This is a genomic window from Humibacillus xanthopallidus (assembly GCF_006716675.1).
Lineage (GTDB): Bacteria > Actinomycetota > Actinomycetes > Actinomycetales > Dermatophilaceae > Humibacillus > Humibacillus xanthopallidus_B.
Window position 1 is genome coordinate 1,461,376 of the sequence record NZ_VFPM01000002.1, and the last position, 16,106, is coordinate 1,477,481.

General features: G+C 71.7%; 12 protein-coding genes and 1 pseudogene. 9 read left to right on the forward strand and 4 right to left on the reverse strand.

Going from position 1 to position 16,106, the window contains the following annotated elements; genetic code table 11:
- Nucleotides 1–70: 70 nt before the first annotated feature.
- Nucleotides 71–367 carry a hypothetical protein gene (locus FBY41_RS14640; RefSeq protein WP_221629282.1) on the reverse strand — a complete coding sequence of 99 codons (297 nt, stop codon included), beginning with the start codon at nt 365–367 and terminating at the stop codon, nt 71–73.
- Nucleotides 368–601: 234 nt separating this feature from the next.
- Between FBY41_RS14640 and FBY41_RS14645 the strand changes: the two genes are divergently transcribed.
- Nucleotides 602–1,288, forward strand: a complete 687-nt coding sequence (locus tag FBY41_RS14645; RefSeq protein WP_185749067.1) for a hypothetical protein — start codon at nt 602–604, stop codon at nt 1,286–1,288.
- An 87-nt stretch (nt 1,289–1,375) separates the two neighbouring features.
- On the opposite strand, the gene FBY41_RS14650 is transcribed toward FBY41_RS14645, so the two are convergent.
- Nucleotides 1,376–3,820, reverse strand: a complete 2,445-nt coding sequence (locus tag FBY41_RS14650; protein ID WP_141844928.1) for a M14 family metallopeptidase — start codon at nt 3,818–3,820, stop codon at nt 1,376–1,378.
- A gap of 243 nt (nt 3,821–4,063) precedes the next feature.
- Between FBY41_RS14650 and FBY41_RS14655 the strand changes: the two genes are divergently transcribed.
- Nucleotides 4,064–5,758 carry an MFS transporter gene (locus tag FBY41_RS14655; protein ID WP_260439785.1) on the forward strand — a complete coding sequence of 565 codons (1,695 nt, stop codon included), beginning with the start codon at nt 4,064–4,066 and terminating at the stop codon, nt 5,756–5,758.
- A 48-nt stretch (nt 5,759–5,806) separates the two neighbouring features.
- Nucleotides 5,807–6,313, forward strand: coding sequence for a hypothetical protein (locus FBY41_RS14660; RefSeq protein ID WP_141844929.1), 507 nt, complete (start codon nt 5,807–5,809; stop codon nt 6,311–6,313).
- A 70-nt stretch (nt 6,314–6,383) separates the two neighbouring features.
- Here FBY41_RS14660 and FBY41_RS14665 read toward each other — a convergent pair whose 3' ends face one another.
- Nucleotides 6,384–7,778: an ATP-binding protein gene (locus FBY41_RS14665; RefSeq protein ID WP_141844930.1), complete on the reverse strand. Its 1,395-nt coding sequence runs from the start codon at nt 7,776–7,778 to the stop codon at nt 6,384–6,386.
- 173 nt (nt 7,779–7,951) lie between these two features.
- Here FBY41_RS14665 and FBY41_RS14670 point away from each other — a divergent pair, with 173 nt between their 5' ends.
- The 5 genes and pseudogenes from FBY41_RS14670 to FBY41_RS14690 all read left to right on the forward strand — a co-directional run bounded on the left by FBY41_RS14670 (nt 7,952) and on the right by FBY41_RS14690 (nt 13,384).
- Nucleotides 7,952–9,937, forward strand: coding sequence for an alpha/beta-hydrolase family protein (locus tag FBY41_RS14670; protein WP_141844931.1), 1,986 nt, complete (start codon nt 7,952–7,954; stop codon nt 9,935–9,937).
- Nucleotides 9,938–9,978: 41 nt separating this feature from the next.
- Nucleotides 9,979–10,521, forward strand: a complete 543-nt coding sequence (locus tag FBY41_RS14675) for a phosphatase PAP2 family protein (protein WP_141844932.1) — start codon at nt 9,979–9,981, stop codon at nt 10,519–10,521.
- 117 nt (nt 10,522–10,638) lie between these two features.
- Entirely contained in the window at nt 10,639–11,847 is a 1,209-nt protein-coding gene (locus tag FBY41_RS14680; RefSeq protein WP_141844933.1) for an FUSC family protein, read from the forward strand.
- 38 nt (nt 11,848–11,885) lie between these two features.
- Nucleotides 11,886–12,281 carry a MerR family transcriptional regulator gene (locus FBY41_RS14685; RefSeq protein WP_141844934.1) on the forward strand — a complete coding sequence of 132 codons (396 nt, stop codon included), beginning with the start codon at nt 11,886–11,888 and terminating at the stop codon, nt 12,279–12,281.
- A gap of 76 nt (nt 12,282–12,357) precedes the next feature.
- Nucleotides 12,358–13,384 (forward strand): annotated as a pseudogene (locus tag FBY41_RS14690) (aldo/keto reductase).
- 115 nt (nt 13,385–13,499) lie between these two features.
- Here the strand turns inward: FBY41_RS14690 and FBY41_RS14695 are convergent.
- On the reverse strand, nt 13,500–15,281 hold the full coding sequence (locus FBY41_RS14695) for a hypothetical protein (RefSeq protein ID WP_141844935.1): 1,782 nt from the start codon (nt 15,279–15,281) through the stop codon (nt 13,500–13,502).
- A 142-nt stretch (nt 15,282–15,423) separates the two neighbouring features.
- Here FBY41_RS14695 and FBY41_RS14700 point away from each other — a divergent pair, with 142 nt between their 5' ends.
- Nucleotides 15,424–16,077 carry an MBL fold metallo-hydrolase gene (locus tag FBY41_RS14700; RefSeq protein ID WP_141844936.1) on the forward strand — a complete coding sequence of 218 codons (654 nt, stop codon included), beginning with the start codon at nt 15,424–15,426 and terminating at the stop codon, nt 16,075–16,077.
- The last annotated feature ends 29 nt before the right edge of the window (nt 16,078–16,106 follow it).

Below are 16,106 nucleotides of genomic sequence, written 5' to 3' on the forward strand. Positions count from 1 at the left end.
GACCACCCCTCGCTCGATCGATGTATCTGCGGGGGCTCTGACCCGCGGAGACACACCGACCGGGGTCTGGCTACCTCGGGTCGTTCTCGCTGACGCCGATGCGGATCTTGCCCTTGCTCGGGCACTCGTCCTGGTGGGCGATGGCGTCCTTGCGCGCCTTGTCGCGGGCCCTGCGGGCGGGGCCGGTCCAGTCGCAGCTCTTGCAGTAGCCGAAGGCGAACGCGCCGTCGTCGTGCGTGCCGTGTCGGTCGGACGCCTGGTCGACGGGCTGCAGCGTGGCGTGGTGCTTGACGCCCTCGCTGTCCTTGACGGTGAGGTCGTGCCCCTTGCGCTTGAGGAACCGCGGACCAGCGTGCTGCTTCGCCATGGGCCCATCGTCCCCTGTGCCGCGCTCCTCCGAGCAACCGGCTCGCCCGTTGGCACCTCGCCGGGCGGCCCGCCCCGGTCACCATCCTGCACTTCGCGATGCTCGCGAGGCAGACCTTCGCCTCTGCCACCTGCCGGATCACCCTCGTTAGCGTCCGGGAAGAGGCGGGACGCACCGAGCGTGTCACCCGGACCAGGAGTGGAGGCGGACGCCGTGGGATCACAGGCGAGACGAATGCGGAGGCTCGGGGTGCCTGCGGTGGCGGGTCTGCTCGCCACTCTCGCGGTGCCGGTCAGTGCGAGCAGCGCCCCCGGGGTCGCCCGCGAGGCCTTCACCATGAGCGGCACGATTGCCGATGCCAGGTGGTTCGCGCCCGAGGGTGCTGAGCCCGAGGTGGGAGCGCCACGGGTTGTCTACGTCCAGGGTGCTGACGCGACCACCGTGCATCGCGTCGCGGGGTCGAAGGCCGTGCGCGGTCCGCAGCCGGCCTTCGTCGCGATCGCTCTCATGATGCCAGCCGACGGGACCAGTGCAGAGCCCTATCCTGCCGAGCTGTGGTGTGAGGCCGCGAACGTCGACTTCGCTGTCGCCGACGACCTGTCGAGTGCCCAGCTCGAGATCCCGACCTGCGAGGCGGACGTCGTCGTCTTCGACGAGACCACGGGCGAGGAGATGCCCAACGGGGTGACCGTCACGATCTCCGCATCGGCGGACTGGACCGCGACGGGGACGCTCGAGCAGCAGAGGTCGCACTCCCGCTACACCGTCGGCGGCTCCTGGACGATGGACATGGTTCAGACGGCCATGCGGCCGGCATCAGCCGACATCACGGTGACCGGTCTGCCCGGCGGCACCTTCGTCGGAAGCACCGAGGAGGCGTCGATCCAGGACGTCAGGGTGGCGAACCTGATCCGCTGGTGACCGACGAGGTCACCGGGCCAGCTGTCGAGGTGCACAGTGAGCCCGGCCCCCATGGGGACCGGGCTCACTCGCCATGGGCTCAGCGCATCACTGGACGGCGACGACCTCGCGACGGAAGTTCTGCCCGTTGCCGTCCGGCCGGTAGCGCGCCTCGGTGTTGCCGGCGATGTCGACGGAGAACCAGCGGACCTCGGTCCGCCCGTCCACCGTCACGGCACCGGCACCCTCGCGCAACCCCGCGGGCGTCAGCTTCGAGGAGCTGAGGGTCGGACGGCTGCCGTCGAGCGTGTAGTAGACCGTCGCCGGCTCGCTCGTCGCGAACGTGAACGACGTGCTGCCGGGCTCCTGCTTCTGCACCTCGAGGGACGAGCTCGGCGGCGTCGAGTCGGTCTCGTGCGCGAGAGCCACCTCGAGGATGCCGATCTGCCCGCTCGAGAACTCCATGGCCTCCTCGTGACCCTCGGCGAAGGGCGGCTGGAAGCCCACCGCCTCGAACCGCTTGGTCGTCGGGTTCCAGACGTCGGCCCCGACCTCGAAGTCCCAGCCGATGATGCCGTGGTTGTACCAGAGCTCGTCGGCGGAGTTGCCTGCCGCGGAGTAGAGCACGTCGGTGACCGGGCCCGTCTGGCCCGGCCAGATCGCCGTGCCGCGCCACTGCTTGACCGCCGAGAGGATGTGCTCGGACGCCGCCCAGAAGAACTCCTCGGTGCCGAGCTCGACGGGAGGCAGCAGCTCGCGGCCCGCAGCCTTGTAGGCACCCGGAGGCCACATGAAGTAGCCGCCGTAGGAGTGGGTGTTCATCGCGAACTTGATGTTGGGGAACTGGGTGACGAGCCACACCTCGTTGCGCGCCTCGGGCTCCGACAGCTCGGCGGGGCCGGCGAAGGTGCCCGAGAGGCAGTTCGTGGCCGACGCGCCGGTGAAGCCGTCGAAGACCGACCCGACGGAGAAGTTGCGGTTGAGGTCGACGCCCCACGAGTTGCGGCGGGCGGGGTCGGAGTCGGCCGGCCCGCAGTGGTTCGTCATGTTCTTTCGCTGGCTCGCGAAGTCGTACAGGCTGTAGTGCGCACCGTCAGGGTTGATCGACGGCACGATGAAGATGTCGAGCTTGTCGACGAGCTTCCGGGTCGTCGGGTCCTTCTGGTAGTTGCGCAGCAGCCGCTCGGCCGTCTCGAGACAGACGAGGGGGGTGACCCATTCGCGGGCGTGCTCCTGGCAGTAGAGGAAGACACCGGTGCGCGAGCCGTCCCGCGCCTTGCCGATGCGCAGCGCCTGCACCTGGAAGGGCTCGCGCGAGACGGACGCGGGGGCGCTGAGGTTGTCGCTGAGCCGCGTGCTCGCAGCAGCGGCCACGACTCCTGCGCCGGCGTTGCCGCGGTAGGTGCTCGCGGTGACGAGTGCCGAGCTCGCCGGTGACGCGTTGATCGCCGCCACGACCTGGGCCGCCGTCGACGTCAGCGCACCGGACGAGCCCGTCGCGAGCGACACGGAGATCGCCGTGCCGGAGACCGAGACGCTGAGCGCGGCGTTCGGCGCGCCCGGGTCGACGAGGGCGACGCTCAGGTCGTTACCGCCCTCGTGTCCCCAGGCCTTGGAGGTGACGTAGAGGGTGCTCGTTGTGACGGTGCCGAAGGTGGCCTGGGCCGCCCGACGGTAGCCGTTCGTCTTGTGGGGGAGGTCGATGAGCTGGGTCAGCGACGGGAACTCCTTCGCGAGGGAGGCGAACCGCGCAGAGAGCTCGGTCGGGTCCATGTAGTGGTCGACGAAGTCGGACACGTAGTGCGGGCTCGGGGCCTTTCGTGCCGTGCCGAGCCACTGCGAGACGTCCTTCGTGATGCTGCCACCGACGCTGCTCGTGATGGTCACCTTGGACGGTGCCGAGGCCACCGGGACGGGTGCGTTGAACCGGTGGTACATGTACTGACCGGCGTCGACGAAGCGAGACATCGTCGCGCTTCCCCCCGAGCCCATCGCGGTGCCCGGACCTGAGTCCCACTGCACCGTGAGGATGTTCGTGGCCACCGGCGCGTCCGTCTTCACCTCGACGGAGAGGAATCGCTGGTTGTCGGTGGAGGTGAACCACTCTGCCCGCAGGACCGTGAGGGTGTCGGCAGTCGCCAGGGCGCTCGCGTCCGCGGCGATGGTGGCGGAGCGCTCCGCTCGGTTGCGGGCGACGTCGGAGGGACTCGTGACGGCATCGCCCACCCGGTAGCCCAGGGCGGTGATCGCCTGGGTGTCTGCTGCGTCCGCCACGACGTGGATCTCGACCCCGCCGTCGACGGGGCGGGTGTACTCCGCGACGTCGAAGCCGAGCGAGGTGAGACGGTCGACCGCCGCCCGGTCGGGCACGACGACCTTGACGAGCGAGACCCCCGGCGGCGAGGTGCTCACGCTGTCGCCCGGTGGACTGCCCGGCGGCTCGGCTCCGGCGGAGCTCGCGGCGTATGCCGGTGCGAGCCCGATGACGAGGGCGCCGGTGGTGAGCAGCGCGACGAGGCGCGGGCGGCGGTGGACGGGTCGGCGACGAGACATGAACTACTCCTTCTGCAAAAGGACAGTGTGCTGCTGATCCTCGTCCCGCCCCGGCTGGAAGTTCTCCCTGTCTTCCGTCAAGAGATGGTCTGAAGTCAGCAAAGGGCGGACGCCGCCGGGCGGTGGTCGCCCGTCGTGCCGCTTCACCTCCCCGGGGTGATGACGCCCCCCGCCGCCGAGGTTGGACTGGTCCCCATCGGGGGCGGGAGGTCGCCCTCGGCACGATCTGGGAGGAAGACGACCGTGGCCAGTAGCACTCCGGCGCGGACCGGGGCGGGCATCGTGCTTGCCCTGCTCGCCGCGGGGCAGTTCGTCATGACGCTCGACAGCTCGGTGATGAACGTCTCGATGGCCGTCGTCGCCAGCGACCTCGGCACGACGATCAGCGGCATCCAGACCGCCATCACCCTCTACACCCTCGTCATGGCGACGATGATGATCACGGGCGGCAAGATCGGCTCGATCATCGGGCGGCGGCGCGCCTTCGGCATCGGCCTCGTCATCTACGCCGCCGGCTCGCTGACCACGGCGCTCGCACCCAACCTCCAGGTGCTGCTGCTCGGCTGGTCGGTGCTCGAGGGGCTCGGCGCCTCGCTCATCATGCCCGCGATCGTGGCGCTCGTGGCAGCCAACTTCCCCCCGGAAAGGCGCGCCGCGGCATACGGCCTCATCGCAGCAGCCGGAGCGATGGCGGTGGCCGCGGGCCCGCTCATCGGCGGCGCCGTGACGACGTTCTTCTCCTGGCGCTACGTCTTCGCGGGGGAGGTCGTCATCGTCCTCGTCATCCTCGCCTTCCTGCCCAAGATGGCCGATGTCGCCCCCATTCCGGCCAAGATCGACTACGTCGGCTCGCTCCTGTCGATCATCGGACTGGGCTCGTTCGTCTACGGCGTGCTGCGGTCGAGCGAGTGGGGATGGGTCATCCCCAAGCCCGGTGCACCGTCCATCCTCGGGGCCTCGCCGACGATCTGGCTCATGGTGCTGGGCCTGCTCGTCGTGTTCGTCTTCATGCGCTGGGAGAGCCACCTCGTGAAGATCGGCAAGGAGCCCCTGCTGCGGCCGGCGATGCTGCGCAACCGGGGCCTGGTGGGCGGCCTCACGATGTTCTTCTCGCAGTACATGATCCAGGCCGGCGTCTTCTTCGCCGTGCCCCTCTTCCTCTCCGTCGTGCTGCAGCTCGACGCCCTGCAGACCGGACTGCGCATCCTCCCGCTCTCCTTCGCGCTGCTGCTGTCTGCTGCCGGCGTCCCCAAGGTCTGGCCCCAGGCCAACCCTCGTCGGGTCGTCCGACTGGGCCTGCTGTCCATGCTGGCCGGCATCCTCGTGCTCGTCGGGGGAATGGACCCTGGCGCGAATGCCGCCGTCGTGGCCGTCCCGATGCTGCTCATCGGCCTCGGCCTCGGTGCGTTGTCGTCGCAGCTCGGCAGCGTCACGGTCTCGTCCGTGCCCGACTCCGAGGCAGCCGAGGTGGGCGGTCTGCAGAACACCGGTACCAACCTCGGTGCCTCGCTCGGCACGGCGCTCGTCGGCTCGGTCCTGCTGTCGACGCTGACCGCCTCCGTCGTCAGCGGTGTCCTGGCCAACCCGGACGTCCCGGCCGAGGTGAAGCAGAAGGCCGCCACCCCCATCGTCGGAGGCGTCCCCTTCATCTCCGACGCCCAGCTGAGCGAGGCGCTGACCGCGGCGGGTGTGACGGGCACCGAGGCGCAGGCGATCCTCGACGTCAACTCGGCCGCGCGCCTCGACGCCCTCCAGGAGGCCTTCGGCGTCACCGCACTGCTGACCGTCGGCGCGCTCTTCTTCACCGGGCGCATCCCGCGCCGCGCCCCTGGCTCGGGCGAGGGTGACGACGGCGGCGACGATGACGACGACGACGAGACCGTGGGCGAGGTGGACGACTCCCCGGCCGGCTCCGTGGACGAGTCCCGCCCGGTCTGACACCGTGTGGGGTGGCGCAGCACCGACACGAGAGTGGGGGAGAGAGCCGTGGAGCTGATGGACGCACGCCACCGGGCCGGTCTGTGGGTCGCCTCCCGACACCCCGCCGGCATCCTCTACGGCGTCATCATCACCGGCGCCGTGATCAGTGCGACCGCCGGCCACGAGACCTCGGCCCGGCGCATCGTCGCCACGACGCTCTTCGTGCTCGGGGTCTACTGGCTCGCCGACGTCTACGTGCGGGCCTTCGCCCACCAGTTCCGGGAGGGGCGCGACACCCTCCTCCACCGCCTCGCCGCGGCCAGCCGCCACGAGTCCGGCGTGCTGCTCGGTGGGGTGCCGGGCCTCGGCGCCTTCACCATCGCGACAGCCCTCGGCATGTCGTCGTCCACCGCCGCCGACCTCGCCCTCTGGCTCACCGTGCTCGTGCTCGCCTCGCTGGCCTACCTCGCCGCCCGGTATGCCGGTGCGCCCGTCCGGGAGGCCCTCGTCGAGGCCGCTCTGGCCGGGATGCTCGGCATCCTCATGATCGTCTCGAAGTCGCTGCTCCACTGAGGTCGCGCCGTGACGTCACCCGGAGGCAGCGGCGAGCGCACCCGGGTGTCCGCGGCGCTAGCCGCGGGCCTCAGGGCATCGGCACCGGCACGTCGATGCCGCCCTCCGGCGTGACCCGACCGCGCACGCGCACGATGCTCGGCATCGGCACGAATCCGCCGGCCACGAGGGCCTCGCCCTGCCGGAACCGCGCCGCCTGGGCGAGCAGGCCGCGCGGCACGAAGCCGAAGATCGAGCCCAGCTGCTCGAGGTCGTCGCGCGAGTTCATCCGCATGAGCGTGAGGTTGTCGCACTGCGACACGATGCCCTGGTGCACCTTCGAGGGCCGCTGCGTCGACAGCAGCAGCCACAGGCCGTACTTGCGGCCCTCGGCCGCGATCTGGATGAGCCGGTCGCGCACCGCGACGCCGAGAGGCGTCTCCGGGTCGGGCGGGCAGAGGTTGTGCGCCTCGTCGATGACGAGGAGCAGCGGTCGACGCTCGGTGCGCCTGGCCCAGAGGTCGTCGAGGACGGCGAGCGTGACGGTGAGCTGCTCCTCGTTGCGGTCGTAGCCGCCGAGGTCGAGCACCGTGGCGGCCGGCCGCCGCGCGACGACCGACGTCGCGCTCTCCGCGCCGTAGGCCCACGTCGTCCGCCACTCGAGCACGCCGAGGTTCTGGAGGCGCTGGGCAAGTGCCGTGGCGTCCGGGTCGCCGAGCGAGAGCAGGTGCCCCACGATGTCGGGCGTCTCGACGGCATCGAGGTCCTCCATGAGGCCGAGGAGGGCGTTGTACTCGGCGCGGTCGACGACCGGGTCGAGCCGCAGCACCGCTGCACGGGCCCGGGGCGTCATCTCCTTGAAGAGGACGTGCAGGGGCGAGGTCTCGTCTCCCGGCCGCAGCACCACGACCTCGCGATCGCCCAGTGCCGCAACGGACTCCGGGTCCGCGCCCGCTGTCGTCTCGCCGAGCCGCACGAAGTCGCTGTTGGGGTCGAAGATCACCATCGGCAGTCTTGTGTTGACGAGGATCCGCTCGAGGAGCACGCCGAGCGCATACGTCTTGCCGGACCCGCTCTGACCGCACCAGAAGGTGTGTCGGTTGAGGCGCTTGGGGATGAGGGCGACGCCCACCTCGTCGTGGTCCGCGAGCCGGCCGAGGTGCAGCTGCTCGTCGGGCGCCGAGAGGAGGCGCTGCACGGCGGAGGCCTCGGTCGGTCGCACCGGGGTCTGCGACCAGCGCGCCCGCGCCTCCGCTGCGCCCGAGGCGTCGCCGACGAGCGAGCCACTGGCCACGAAGGCGTCGCCCGCGGGGTCGGTCGCGACCTCCTCGACGAAGGCGAGCGGTGCGTCTGCGCCGTCGATCGCGAGGTACTCGCCGACGCGTGGGCACGCGCTGGCCGGCCCTCGCACGCTGAAGGACCTGCCGTCCGGCGACTCGAGTCGCAGGGGCGCAGGTGAGAGGTCGACGTCGTCGTTCGCAGCCATGCATCCACTATGGCGGCCCGCGTCGTCGCGGGGGAGGGGATGCGCCGGACCGGCCACCCGCAGCGGCCGGTTTCATCCTGTTCGGATGACGGCCGGCCGCCAGACGGACGCGATGCTCGAGAGGAAGGCGAGGCGAGGTCGCCCCGCGCCACCTGCCTGACTGGGAGGACTCCGTGGACTCGAGGGACGCCGCGCACACCGGGCAGCGGGTCGGGCTCGTGATGGCAGCGGCCATGACGCCGCCGACCCTCGCCCCCTCGCTGTCGAAACGCAGCTGGCAGGACCAGGGCATCATCACGGGCCTGTCGACGGGCTCGCACTACCTGCTGACCCTCGCGGCGCAGGACCTCATCGACGTCGCCGCGGCGTTCGCCGCCGGGTCCGTGCCCTTCCCGGAGGACTGGTCGCCGGCGCGACGCCGGTCCGTGGCCGCCCTGGCCAGTGAGGTCGGCGGCATCCCCGTGGGACTGGGCCTCGCGGCCTACCTCGACCGCGGCGGGGTCTCCACGCCGGCGCGGGGAGCGGTGCGGCAGGCAGGGTGGCGGCTCGGGACGACGGCCCTCTGCGGGAGCGTGCTGCTGGCCGCGACGGCCGGTGCGCGGGCCCTCGACCGTGCGGTCGGGGCGCAGGGTCGCATCGCCTCGCTGCCCCTGTCGATCCCCGTGGGCCTGGTCACCGCCGCCGTCATCGAACGTGCCCGCGCCGCTGCGCCCGAGCCGACCACCGCCGGATCCGACACCACGCCGCGGGCCGTGGACGACGTGCCCACCCTGCCGGGCCTCGCCGCGGGCGCGGCGGTGATCGCCGTGCTCTGGGGCTCGGGGTGGGTCGAGCGCTGGACCGCCGAGCAGGTGCGCCGCCTCGCCCCCGGGCCGACCCCCGGCACCGGCCTCCTCTGGAGGCTCAGCTCGCACGCGGCCTTCGCCGCCGTCGCCGGTGCGGGCCTCAACCTCCTGTGGACCCGGGCCATGCAGAAGGTCGAGGCCGGGAGCACGACGGTCGACCCGTGGATGCAGGCGGCTCCCGGCGTGTGGACGCACCCGATGATCAGCGGTGATCCGCAGAGCCTCGTCGCGTGGGACTCGCTCGGCCGCGAGGGCCGGCGCCACGCCGTCACCTACGTGCGCCCGGAGGTCGTCGTCGACCCACCAGCCCTGCCGGACGGACGGGTGCCGGAGGACCTGTCGATCCCGACGGTCATGGGAGAGCCCGCCCGGGCGCAACCGGTGCAGGTCTACGTCGGCCTCGACAGCGCGGCCGGCCCGGTCGAGCGGGTCGAGCTCGCCATCGCCGAGATGGACCGCACCGACGCATGGTCGCGCTCGATGCTCATGCTCGTGTCGCCCACCGGCACCGGCTACGTCAACTACGTCGCGGTCGCGGCCGCGCAGTACCTCACGCGCGGCGACGTCGCGAGCGTCACGATGCAGTACTCCAAGCGGCCGTCGCCGCTCTCCCTCGGCAAGATCCGGGCGGCGCGCGAGCAGAACCGGCTGCTCTGGCTCCGCATCCTCCAGCGGGTGCGCGGGATGCCGCCGGACCGTCGGCCCGAGGTCGTCCTCTTCGGTGAGTCGCTCGGCGCGCACACGAGCCAGGACGTCCTCCTCGGCTGGGGCACGCTCGGCCCGCAGGCCCTCGGCATCGACCGCGCCCTCTGGATCGGCACGCCGGCGGGCAGCACGTGGATGCACGAGATCACGGGGCCCGCGCGACCCGACGTCGACCCGAGCCTCATCGCCGTCGTCAACGACCACGAGCAGTACGTCGCCCTCGGCGAGGAAGCGCGGGCCAGGGTCCGCTACGTGCTGCTCAGCCACGACAACGACGGCGTCACCCGCTTCGGACTCGACCTGCTGAGCCGGCGTCCCGACTGGCTGGGACCCGGCCGCCCGCGCACCGAGGAGCTCCCGGGGCGGTCGCCACGCGGCATACCGGCGACGATGCGGTGGCGGCCGGTGACGACGTTCTTCCAGACGCTCGTCGACATGAAGAACGCGCAGCTCGAGGGGTCTTATGCCGCGTGGGGCCACGACTACCGGGCCGACCTGCCGGAGTTCGTCCGCGACGTCTACGGGCTCGAGTGCACCGACGAGCAGATGGTGCGGGTGCGCGATGCCGTGCGACGACGGGAGGAGCTCCGCGAGGCGGCCTTCGACTGAGTTCTCAGAAAGGACTGAGAACGCTGGGCCACGATCGTGCGGTGCAGACTCTCTCCGTCCTCGTGACCGACTACGGCATCTACCTCCTCGCGCTCGTGGCCGCGATCGTCTGGCTGGTGGCCGACCGCCCCACGAAGGTGTCGATGGCCGTGGCCGGTGCGATCACCCTCGGTGTCGTCGGGATCCTCCTGCTCGTCAGCGGTGCGGCGTGGTTCGACCCGCGGCCCTTCGTCGTCGACGGACGTCCGCCGCTCGTGCCGCACGGCGCCGACAACGGCTTCCCGTCCGACCACACGACGATGGCGGCGGCGATCGCGGGCGTTGTCTTCGCCTTCCGTCGCCGGATCGGCATCGCGCTCCTCCTCGGGGCAGCACTCGTCGGAGCCTCCCGCGTGACGGTGCACGTGCACCACGTGCCGGACGTCGTGGGTGGCGTCGTCCTCGGTCTGCTCGCGGCGGCCGTCGGCGTGTGGCTCGGACGCCTCGTCGTCGCCCGTTGGGAGGGCTGGCGCGAGGAGCGTTCTCGCCCGGGCACGCCCGTGCACGCGTTGGACGCAACCGTCGCGGAGCCTCGCCGACCCTGAGAAGCCGCCCGCCGGACGGCATACCGCGACCGACCGCGCGGGGTCCTAGAGTGTGCGCGTGGGACGACGAAGGACCGGGTCGCCCCGTCTGAGGGGGCAGCACGGAGGTTGGCCCCGATGAGCCAGTGGCGCGACGACACGCGCACCCGACTGCGTGCTCTCGGCACCGCCGTGCGCCGACCGGGACCGGAGCGCGATGCCGTCATGCTGCTCGTCAAGGCCGCCCTCGCGACGGTCCTCGCCTGGCAGTTCGCGGTGCGGGTGCTGCACAGCCCGGTGCCCTTCTATGCCCCCATGGCGGCGCTGCTCGTCGTCGACCGCACGATGGTCCGCTCCATCTCGGCGAGCGCCCAGCGGATCGCGGCCGTCGTGCTCGGTCTCGGCGTCGCCTGGGTGGTCGCGACGTTCGTCGGCGTCAACGCGTGGACGATGTTCGTCGTCATCCTCGTCGCCCTCGTCATCGGGCGGTGGTCGCGGCTCGGTGACCACGGAATCCAGGTGCCGGCCATGGTGCTGCTCTCGCTCATCACGGCTGGTGGCACCGACGAGGAGTTCACCTCCCTCACGATCGTCGAGACGATCGCCGGGGGAGTCATCGGCGTGGCCGTCAACGCGCTCGTCTTCGCGCCCCTGCACCTGACGAAGCCCCGCCAGCGGGTGACGGCGCTCGCCGACCAGGTGCGCGACCTGCTCCTCGAGCTCGCCGACGGGCTGCGACGCGGGTTCGACGCGGAGACGGCCCGGGGCTGGTACCGCCGTGGCGGAGAGATCGCCGACCGCACGCGCTACATCGTCGACGACATCCGGACGGGGCGCGAGAGCACGCGATTCAACCCGCGCGAGGGCATCCGGCCGGCTGACGTGCACTGGGAGGGCTACGAGCGCACGGTCAAGACGCTGCGCCACGTGCTGTGGCAGGTGACCGGCGTCGGTCGCACCCTCGTCGACGCCGCGGACGAGCGGCACCCGGCTCCGTCGCCGGATTTCCTCTCCCGCTATGCCGACGCGCTGGGATCGCTCGCCGATGCGGTGCAGCATCTCGGCCTGCACGACGAGGACGCGACCGCGGCCTTCGACCGCAGCATCGGCCACGCGCGCGACGTGCTCGCCGAGCTGCGCGAGGAGGTGCGCGTGACCCCGCTCGACGACCCCGAGCAGTGGCCCGTCTACGGCTCTCTCATCAGCGACGCGACCCGAGCGGTCCACGAGCTCGAGTCCGCCCGCGACGAGGCCTCGCGGCCGACCGACACCGAGCCCCTTCGCGTCACCCCGCAGACCGGACTCTGGGCACGAGTGACGCGTCGCGGTGGCGCGGCCGAGAGCTGACTTGACGTGGAGTGCACTCGAAGGCGCAGGCTGGGTGGATGACCACCATCGCCCCCACAGCAGGCCTCTCGATCGCGGAGGCGGCCGAGCGCACGGGCCTCACGACGCACACCCTGCGCTACTACGAGCGCGACGGGCTCATGCTGCACGGGGTCGGCCGGTCGAGCTCGGGGCACCGGGTCTACACCGAGACCGACCTCGCGTGGATCACGATGCTCACGCGCCTTCGTGCGACGGGCATGCCCATCCGCGAGGTGCGGGCGTATGCCGTCCTGTGCCGTGAGGGTGACGGCAACGAGTCCGAGCGGCTGGCTCTCCTCCAGGCCCACCGGGCCCGGGTGCTCGCCCAGCTCGCAGAGGTCACCGAGCACCTCGGTGCGATCGACAACAAGATCGGGATCTACCAGTCCCGCCTCGAGACCGTGGGGGTCTGATGCGAACGGTCTGGTGACGCGTGAGGGCGAGCTGTGGCTTGACGTGGAGTGCGCTCGAAGGTCTTGACTCGACGCCATGACCACCAACGACACCTCCACCCCAGCCGCCTCGACACCCCGCCGCGCCCTGGGCACCGCCTCCTCGCTCACGGTCTCGGCCCTCGGCCTCGGCTGCATGGGCATGTCGGAGTTCTACGGCACCGGCCAGGAGGCCGACGGCATCGCCACCATCCACCGCGCCCTCGACCTCGGCGTGAGCTTCCTCGACACGGCCGACATGTACGGTCCGTTCACGAACGAGCGCCTCGTCGGCAGGGCCATCGCGGGCCGTCGTGACGAGGTCGTGCTCGCCACGAAGTTCGGCAACGAGCGGGCGGAGGACGGCACCCGGCTCGGCATCAACGGGCGTCCCGACTACGTGCGCACTGCTGCCGACGCCTCCCTGAAGCGCCTCGGCGTCGATCACATCGACCTCTACTACCAGCACCGCGTCGACAAGACGGTGCCCATCGAGGAGACCGTCGGAGCGATGGCCGAGCTCGTCACGGCGGGCAAGGTGCGGCACCTCGGCCTCTCGGAGGCGTCGGTCGACACCATCCGTCGGGCGCACGCCGTGCACCCGATCACGGCGCTGCAGACCGAGTACTCCCTCTTCACCCGGCACGTCGAGGACGAGATCCTGCCGACGCTGCGCGAGCTCGGCATCGGCCTCGTGCCCTACTCGCCGCTCGGCCGTGGCATCCTCACCGGCGCGATCACGTCGCCCGACGACCTCGATGCGGACGACTCCCGGCGCACGGCCTACTTCCCGCGCTTCCAGGGCGCGGCCCTCGAGGCCAACCTCGCGCTCGTCGCGCGGGTGCGTGAGATCGCGGCCGCTCACCACGTGACCCCCGGCCAGCTCGCCCTCGCCTGGGTGCTCGCCCAGGGCGATGACGTCGTGCCGATCCCCGGCACCAAGCGGGTCCGCTACCTCGAGGAGAACGTCGGTGCGCTCGGGGTCGACCTCACGGCCGACGACCTCGCCGCGATCGAGGCGGGCCGTGCCGCGCGATGCGGTCGTGGGGGAGCGCTACGGCGACCTCTCCTCGATCGACGCCTGAGGAAACAGCGCTCCCGGGGCGACGCCGATGGGGGGCTCGCGCACGCTGACGCCTGCGACGACTGCTGACGGCAGCTCGATGACGTGACGATGCTGACGGGCGGCAGGACCGCCCGTCAGCGTCTCAGCACGTCGCGCAGGTTGACGAGCAGCACGGTGACGGCAGACGCCACGAGCACCCAGTACGCGACGGTCTGCCAGTTCGCGGCGACGTCGGCGAGCAGGACGATGAGGCCCAGGACGGCGACGAGGCGCAGCAGGTAGGCACCGAGGTAGCCGCGGGCGAAGGCCTCGACGCCGAGCACGAAGGCGATGACGAGCACGGCCGCGATGGGCCGGTCGGTGACCTCTGGCTTGAAGAACCCGGCGAGCAGGTAGAGGACGATCGGCGTGCTGATCACGGCCCAGAAGGCGAGCACCCGGTCGCGGGTGCGCTCGCTCGAGGCGATCGGGGTGCGCCGGTGCGACAGGTGGGCGTGGGGTCCCGCCGTCGGCAGCCCCTCCCGCGCTGCGCGCTCGAGCCGCACGCGTTCGTCGCGCAGGTGCACCGCCTCCATCCGGAGAGAGCTGAGTGCCAGCTCGTCGGGCGCGAGCGCGCGCACGTCCGGGCTGTCCGGGCCAAGGGCGGCGGCCCGCGAGGTCAGGTCATGGCCGACCGCCGTGGCTTCGGCCTCGAGCGCGCTCACCCGGCTGTCGATCTGCTCGATGCGGTCGGCGACGAGCCGTGCCTCCGCCTCTGGGCTGGGCGCCACCTTGGCGAGGCCCGCCCACCCGACGGGGTCGCCCCACGACGGCCGGACGGTGGCGTTGCGCTCGTAGCGTGGACCCGCCGGCCCGCGCTCGCCTCCGAGCCGGTCCTGGGTGTCGTGGCCCCAGAGGCCGCGGTAGTCGCGCACCCACGGTGTGTCCTCGTCGATGACGACAGGGTTCCAGGACTGCTCCTGCTCTGGACCGATGGCCGGACCGTCGCCCCGGGCGTAGTCGACGTAGGGGATGCCGAGCCCCTCGGTCTGGGCCGCCCGCGCCCACGGCGCGAAGATCTTCGCGACCCGGCGCACCGCCGGCACGACGCCGCCCAGTGAGGGCGGGGCGATGGTGATGAGGTAGTCACCGGCCAGGTAGGCGCCCGAGTGGGATCCGGCACCGGCGAAGACGACGGGGTGCCGCCCGCCGACGATCGACAGGTCGGGGTCGTCCCACCGGCGGCGCAGGTCGTCCCCGACCTCGTCGTGGGCGGAGAAGACGACCCATCGCGCGGGCGGGAGCCCGGCGTCGTCGAGCGTGCCCGTGCCGTCGAGGTAGATGGTCACCTGCTCCCAGTCCGCCTCGTGCTCGTTGACCCCCGAGAAGCCGGATCGCCAGTTGTTGAAGGAGTAGAAGAACCAGTACTGGCACACGATCCAGTCACCGCCGCGCACGACGCGTCCGTAGTACGTCGGGGAGTCCGGCGACAGGCGCTCCTGCTGCACGGCATACGCCGTCGCGGCGCTGCCGCCCGGCACCGAGCCGCGCAGCAGCAGGGAGACACGGCTCAGGGTGTCGATGGTGCGTCCGAGCAGCCCCACCTGTGCCAGCCGGTTGCCGGCGCGGAAGCTCGGCCGGCGGCCCGGCAGCAACCGCCGCACCCGGCCCCACCAGGAGGCCGGTTCGGAGAGCCCGCTGAGCGAGAGGCCCGGCCCGTCCTGCGCGGCCCCCTGGCGGGCGAGGTCGTCGAGGGTGAGCGACCCTGGGCCCGCGAGGACCGTGCTCGTGCCCGCCTGGGTGCGGATGAGGGATGCCCCGGCGACGTAGGCGTCGACGGCGACCGGCACGAAGTACTCGCCCTGCGTCAGTCGCAGCACCGGCTCGTAGGCGCGCAGCAACGCGAGGTCGTCTGCCCGCCCAACCGCCTGCGTCATGCCGTGCCACCTCATCGCCGTCGCGCCGGCCCCCGACAGGCCCACGCCGATGACGCGAGTGTGCCATCGAGCCCGCCCGCCGCGCGGTCCTTTGGCCAGAGCGGTATGCCGTGTCGCCGGGTTCGCGTGATTAGGTGGGGTCATGCGCGTGACTCACCTCGGACATGCCTGTGTGCTCGTCGAATCGGCCGACCGGCGGATCCTCATCGACCCCGGCAACTTCTCCTCCGGCTTCGAGGAGCTGACCGGTCTCGACGCGATCATCGTCACCCACAACCACCCCGACCACTTCGACCCCGAACGGGCTCCGCAGCTCGTGCGCGCCAACCCGGGCACGCCGGTGCACACCGACCCGCTCACGGCCGAGGCGCTCCGGGCGGAGGGGTTGGCGGTCGTGCCGACGCAGCAGGGGGGGTCGTTCACGATCGGCGACGTGACGGTCGAGCCGGTCGGCGAGCTGCACGCCTTCAACCACGACAAGATGGCGCGCATCCCCAACGTCGGAGTCGTCCTGCGCGCCGACGGCGAGCCCACCCTCTTCCACCCCGGTGACGCCTACGACGCCGACCCGGGCCCGGTCGACGTGCTCGCCCACCCCCTCAACGCCCCGTGGGCCGCGAGCCGTGACTCCATCGCGTTCGTCGCCCGCATCGCGCCCAAGACCTTCATCCCGATCCACGACGGGCTGCTCTCACCGGCCGGTCGGAAGATGTATGCCGGTCACATCCTGCAGTTCTCGGGCGTCGACGGGCTCGACTACGTCGACCTGCGTGACGACGAGTCCGCGACCTTCTGACAGCGAGCGAGTGATGACAGACCTCGGGG

Excerpts from the sequence above, each read along its gene's own strand:
- FBY41_RS14640 (WP_221629282.1), bottom strand. The coding sequence starts at position 367 with ATGGCGAAGCAGCACGCTGGTCCGCGGTTCCTCAAGCGCAAGGGGCAC.
- FBY41_RS14645 (WP_185749067.1), top strand. The coding sequence starts at position 602 with ATGCGGAGGCTCGGGGTGCCTGCGGTGGCGGGTCTGCTCGCCACTCTC.
- FBY41_RS14650 (WP_141844928.1), bottom strand. The coding sequence starts at position 3,820 with ATGTCTCGTCGCCGACCCGTCCACCGCCGCCCGCGCCTCGTCGCGCTG.
- FBY41_RS14665 (WP_141844930.1), bottom strand. The coding sequence starts at position 7,778 with ATGGCTGCGAACGACGACGTCGACCTCTCACCTGCGCCCCTGCGACTC.
- FBY41_RS14680 (WP_141844933.1), top strand. The coding sequence starts at position 10,639 with ATGAGCCAGTGGCGCGACGACACGCGCACCCGACTGCGTGCTCTCGGC.
- FBY41_RS14685 (WP_141844934.1), top strand. The coding sequence starts at position 11,886 with ATGACCACCATCGCCCCCACAGCAGGCCTCTCGATCGCGGAGGCGGCC.
- FBY41_RS14695 (WP_141844935.1), bottom strand. The coding sequence starts at position 15,281 with ATGACGCAGGCGGTTGGGCGGGCAGACGACCTCGCGTTGCTGCGCGCC.
- FBY41_RS14700 (WP_141844936.1), top strand. The coding sequence starts at position 15,424 with ATGCGCGTGACTCACCTCGGACATGCCTGTGTGCTCGTCGAATCGGCC.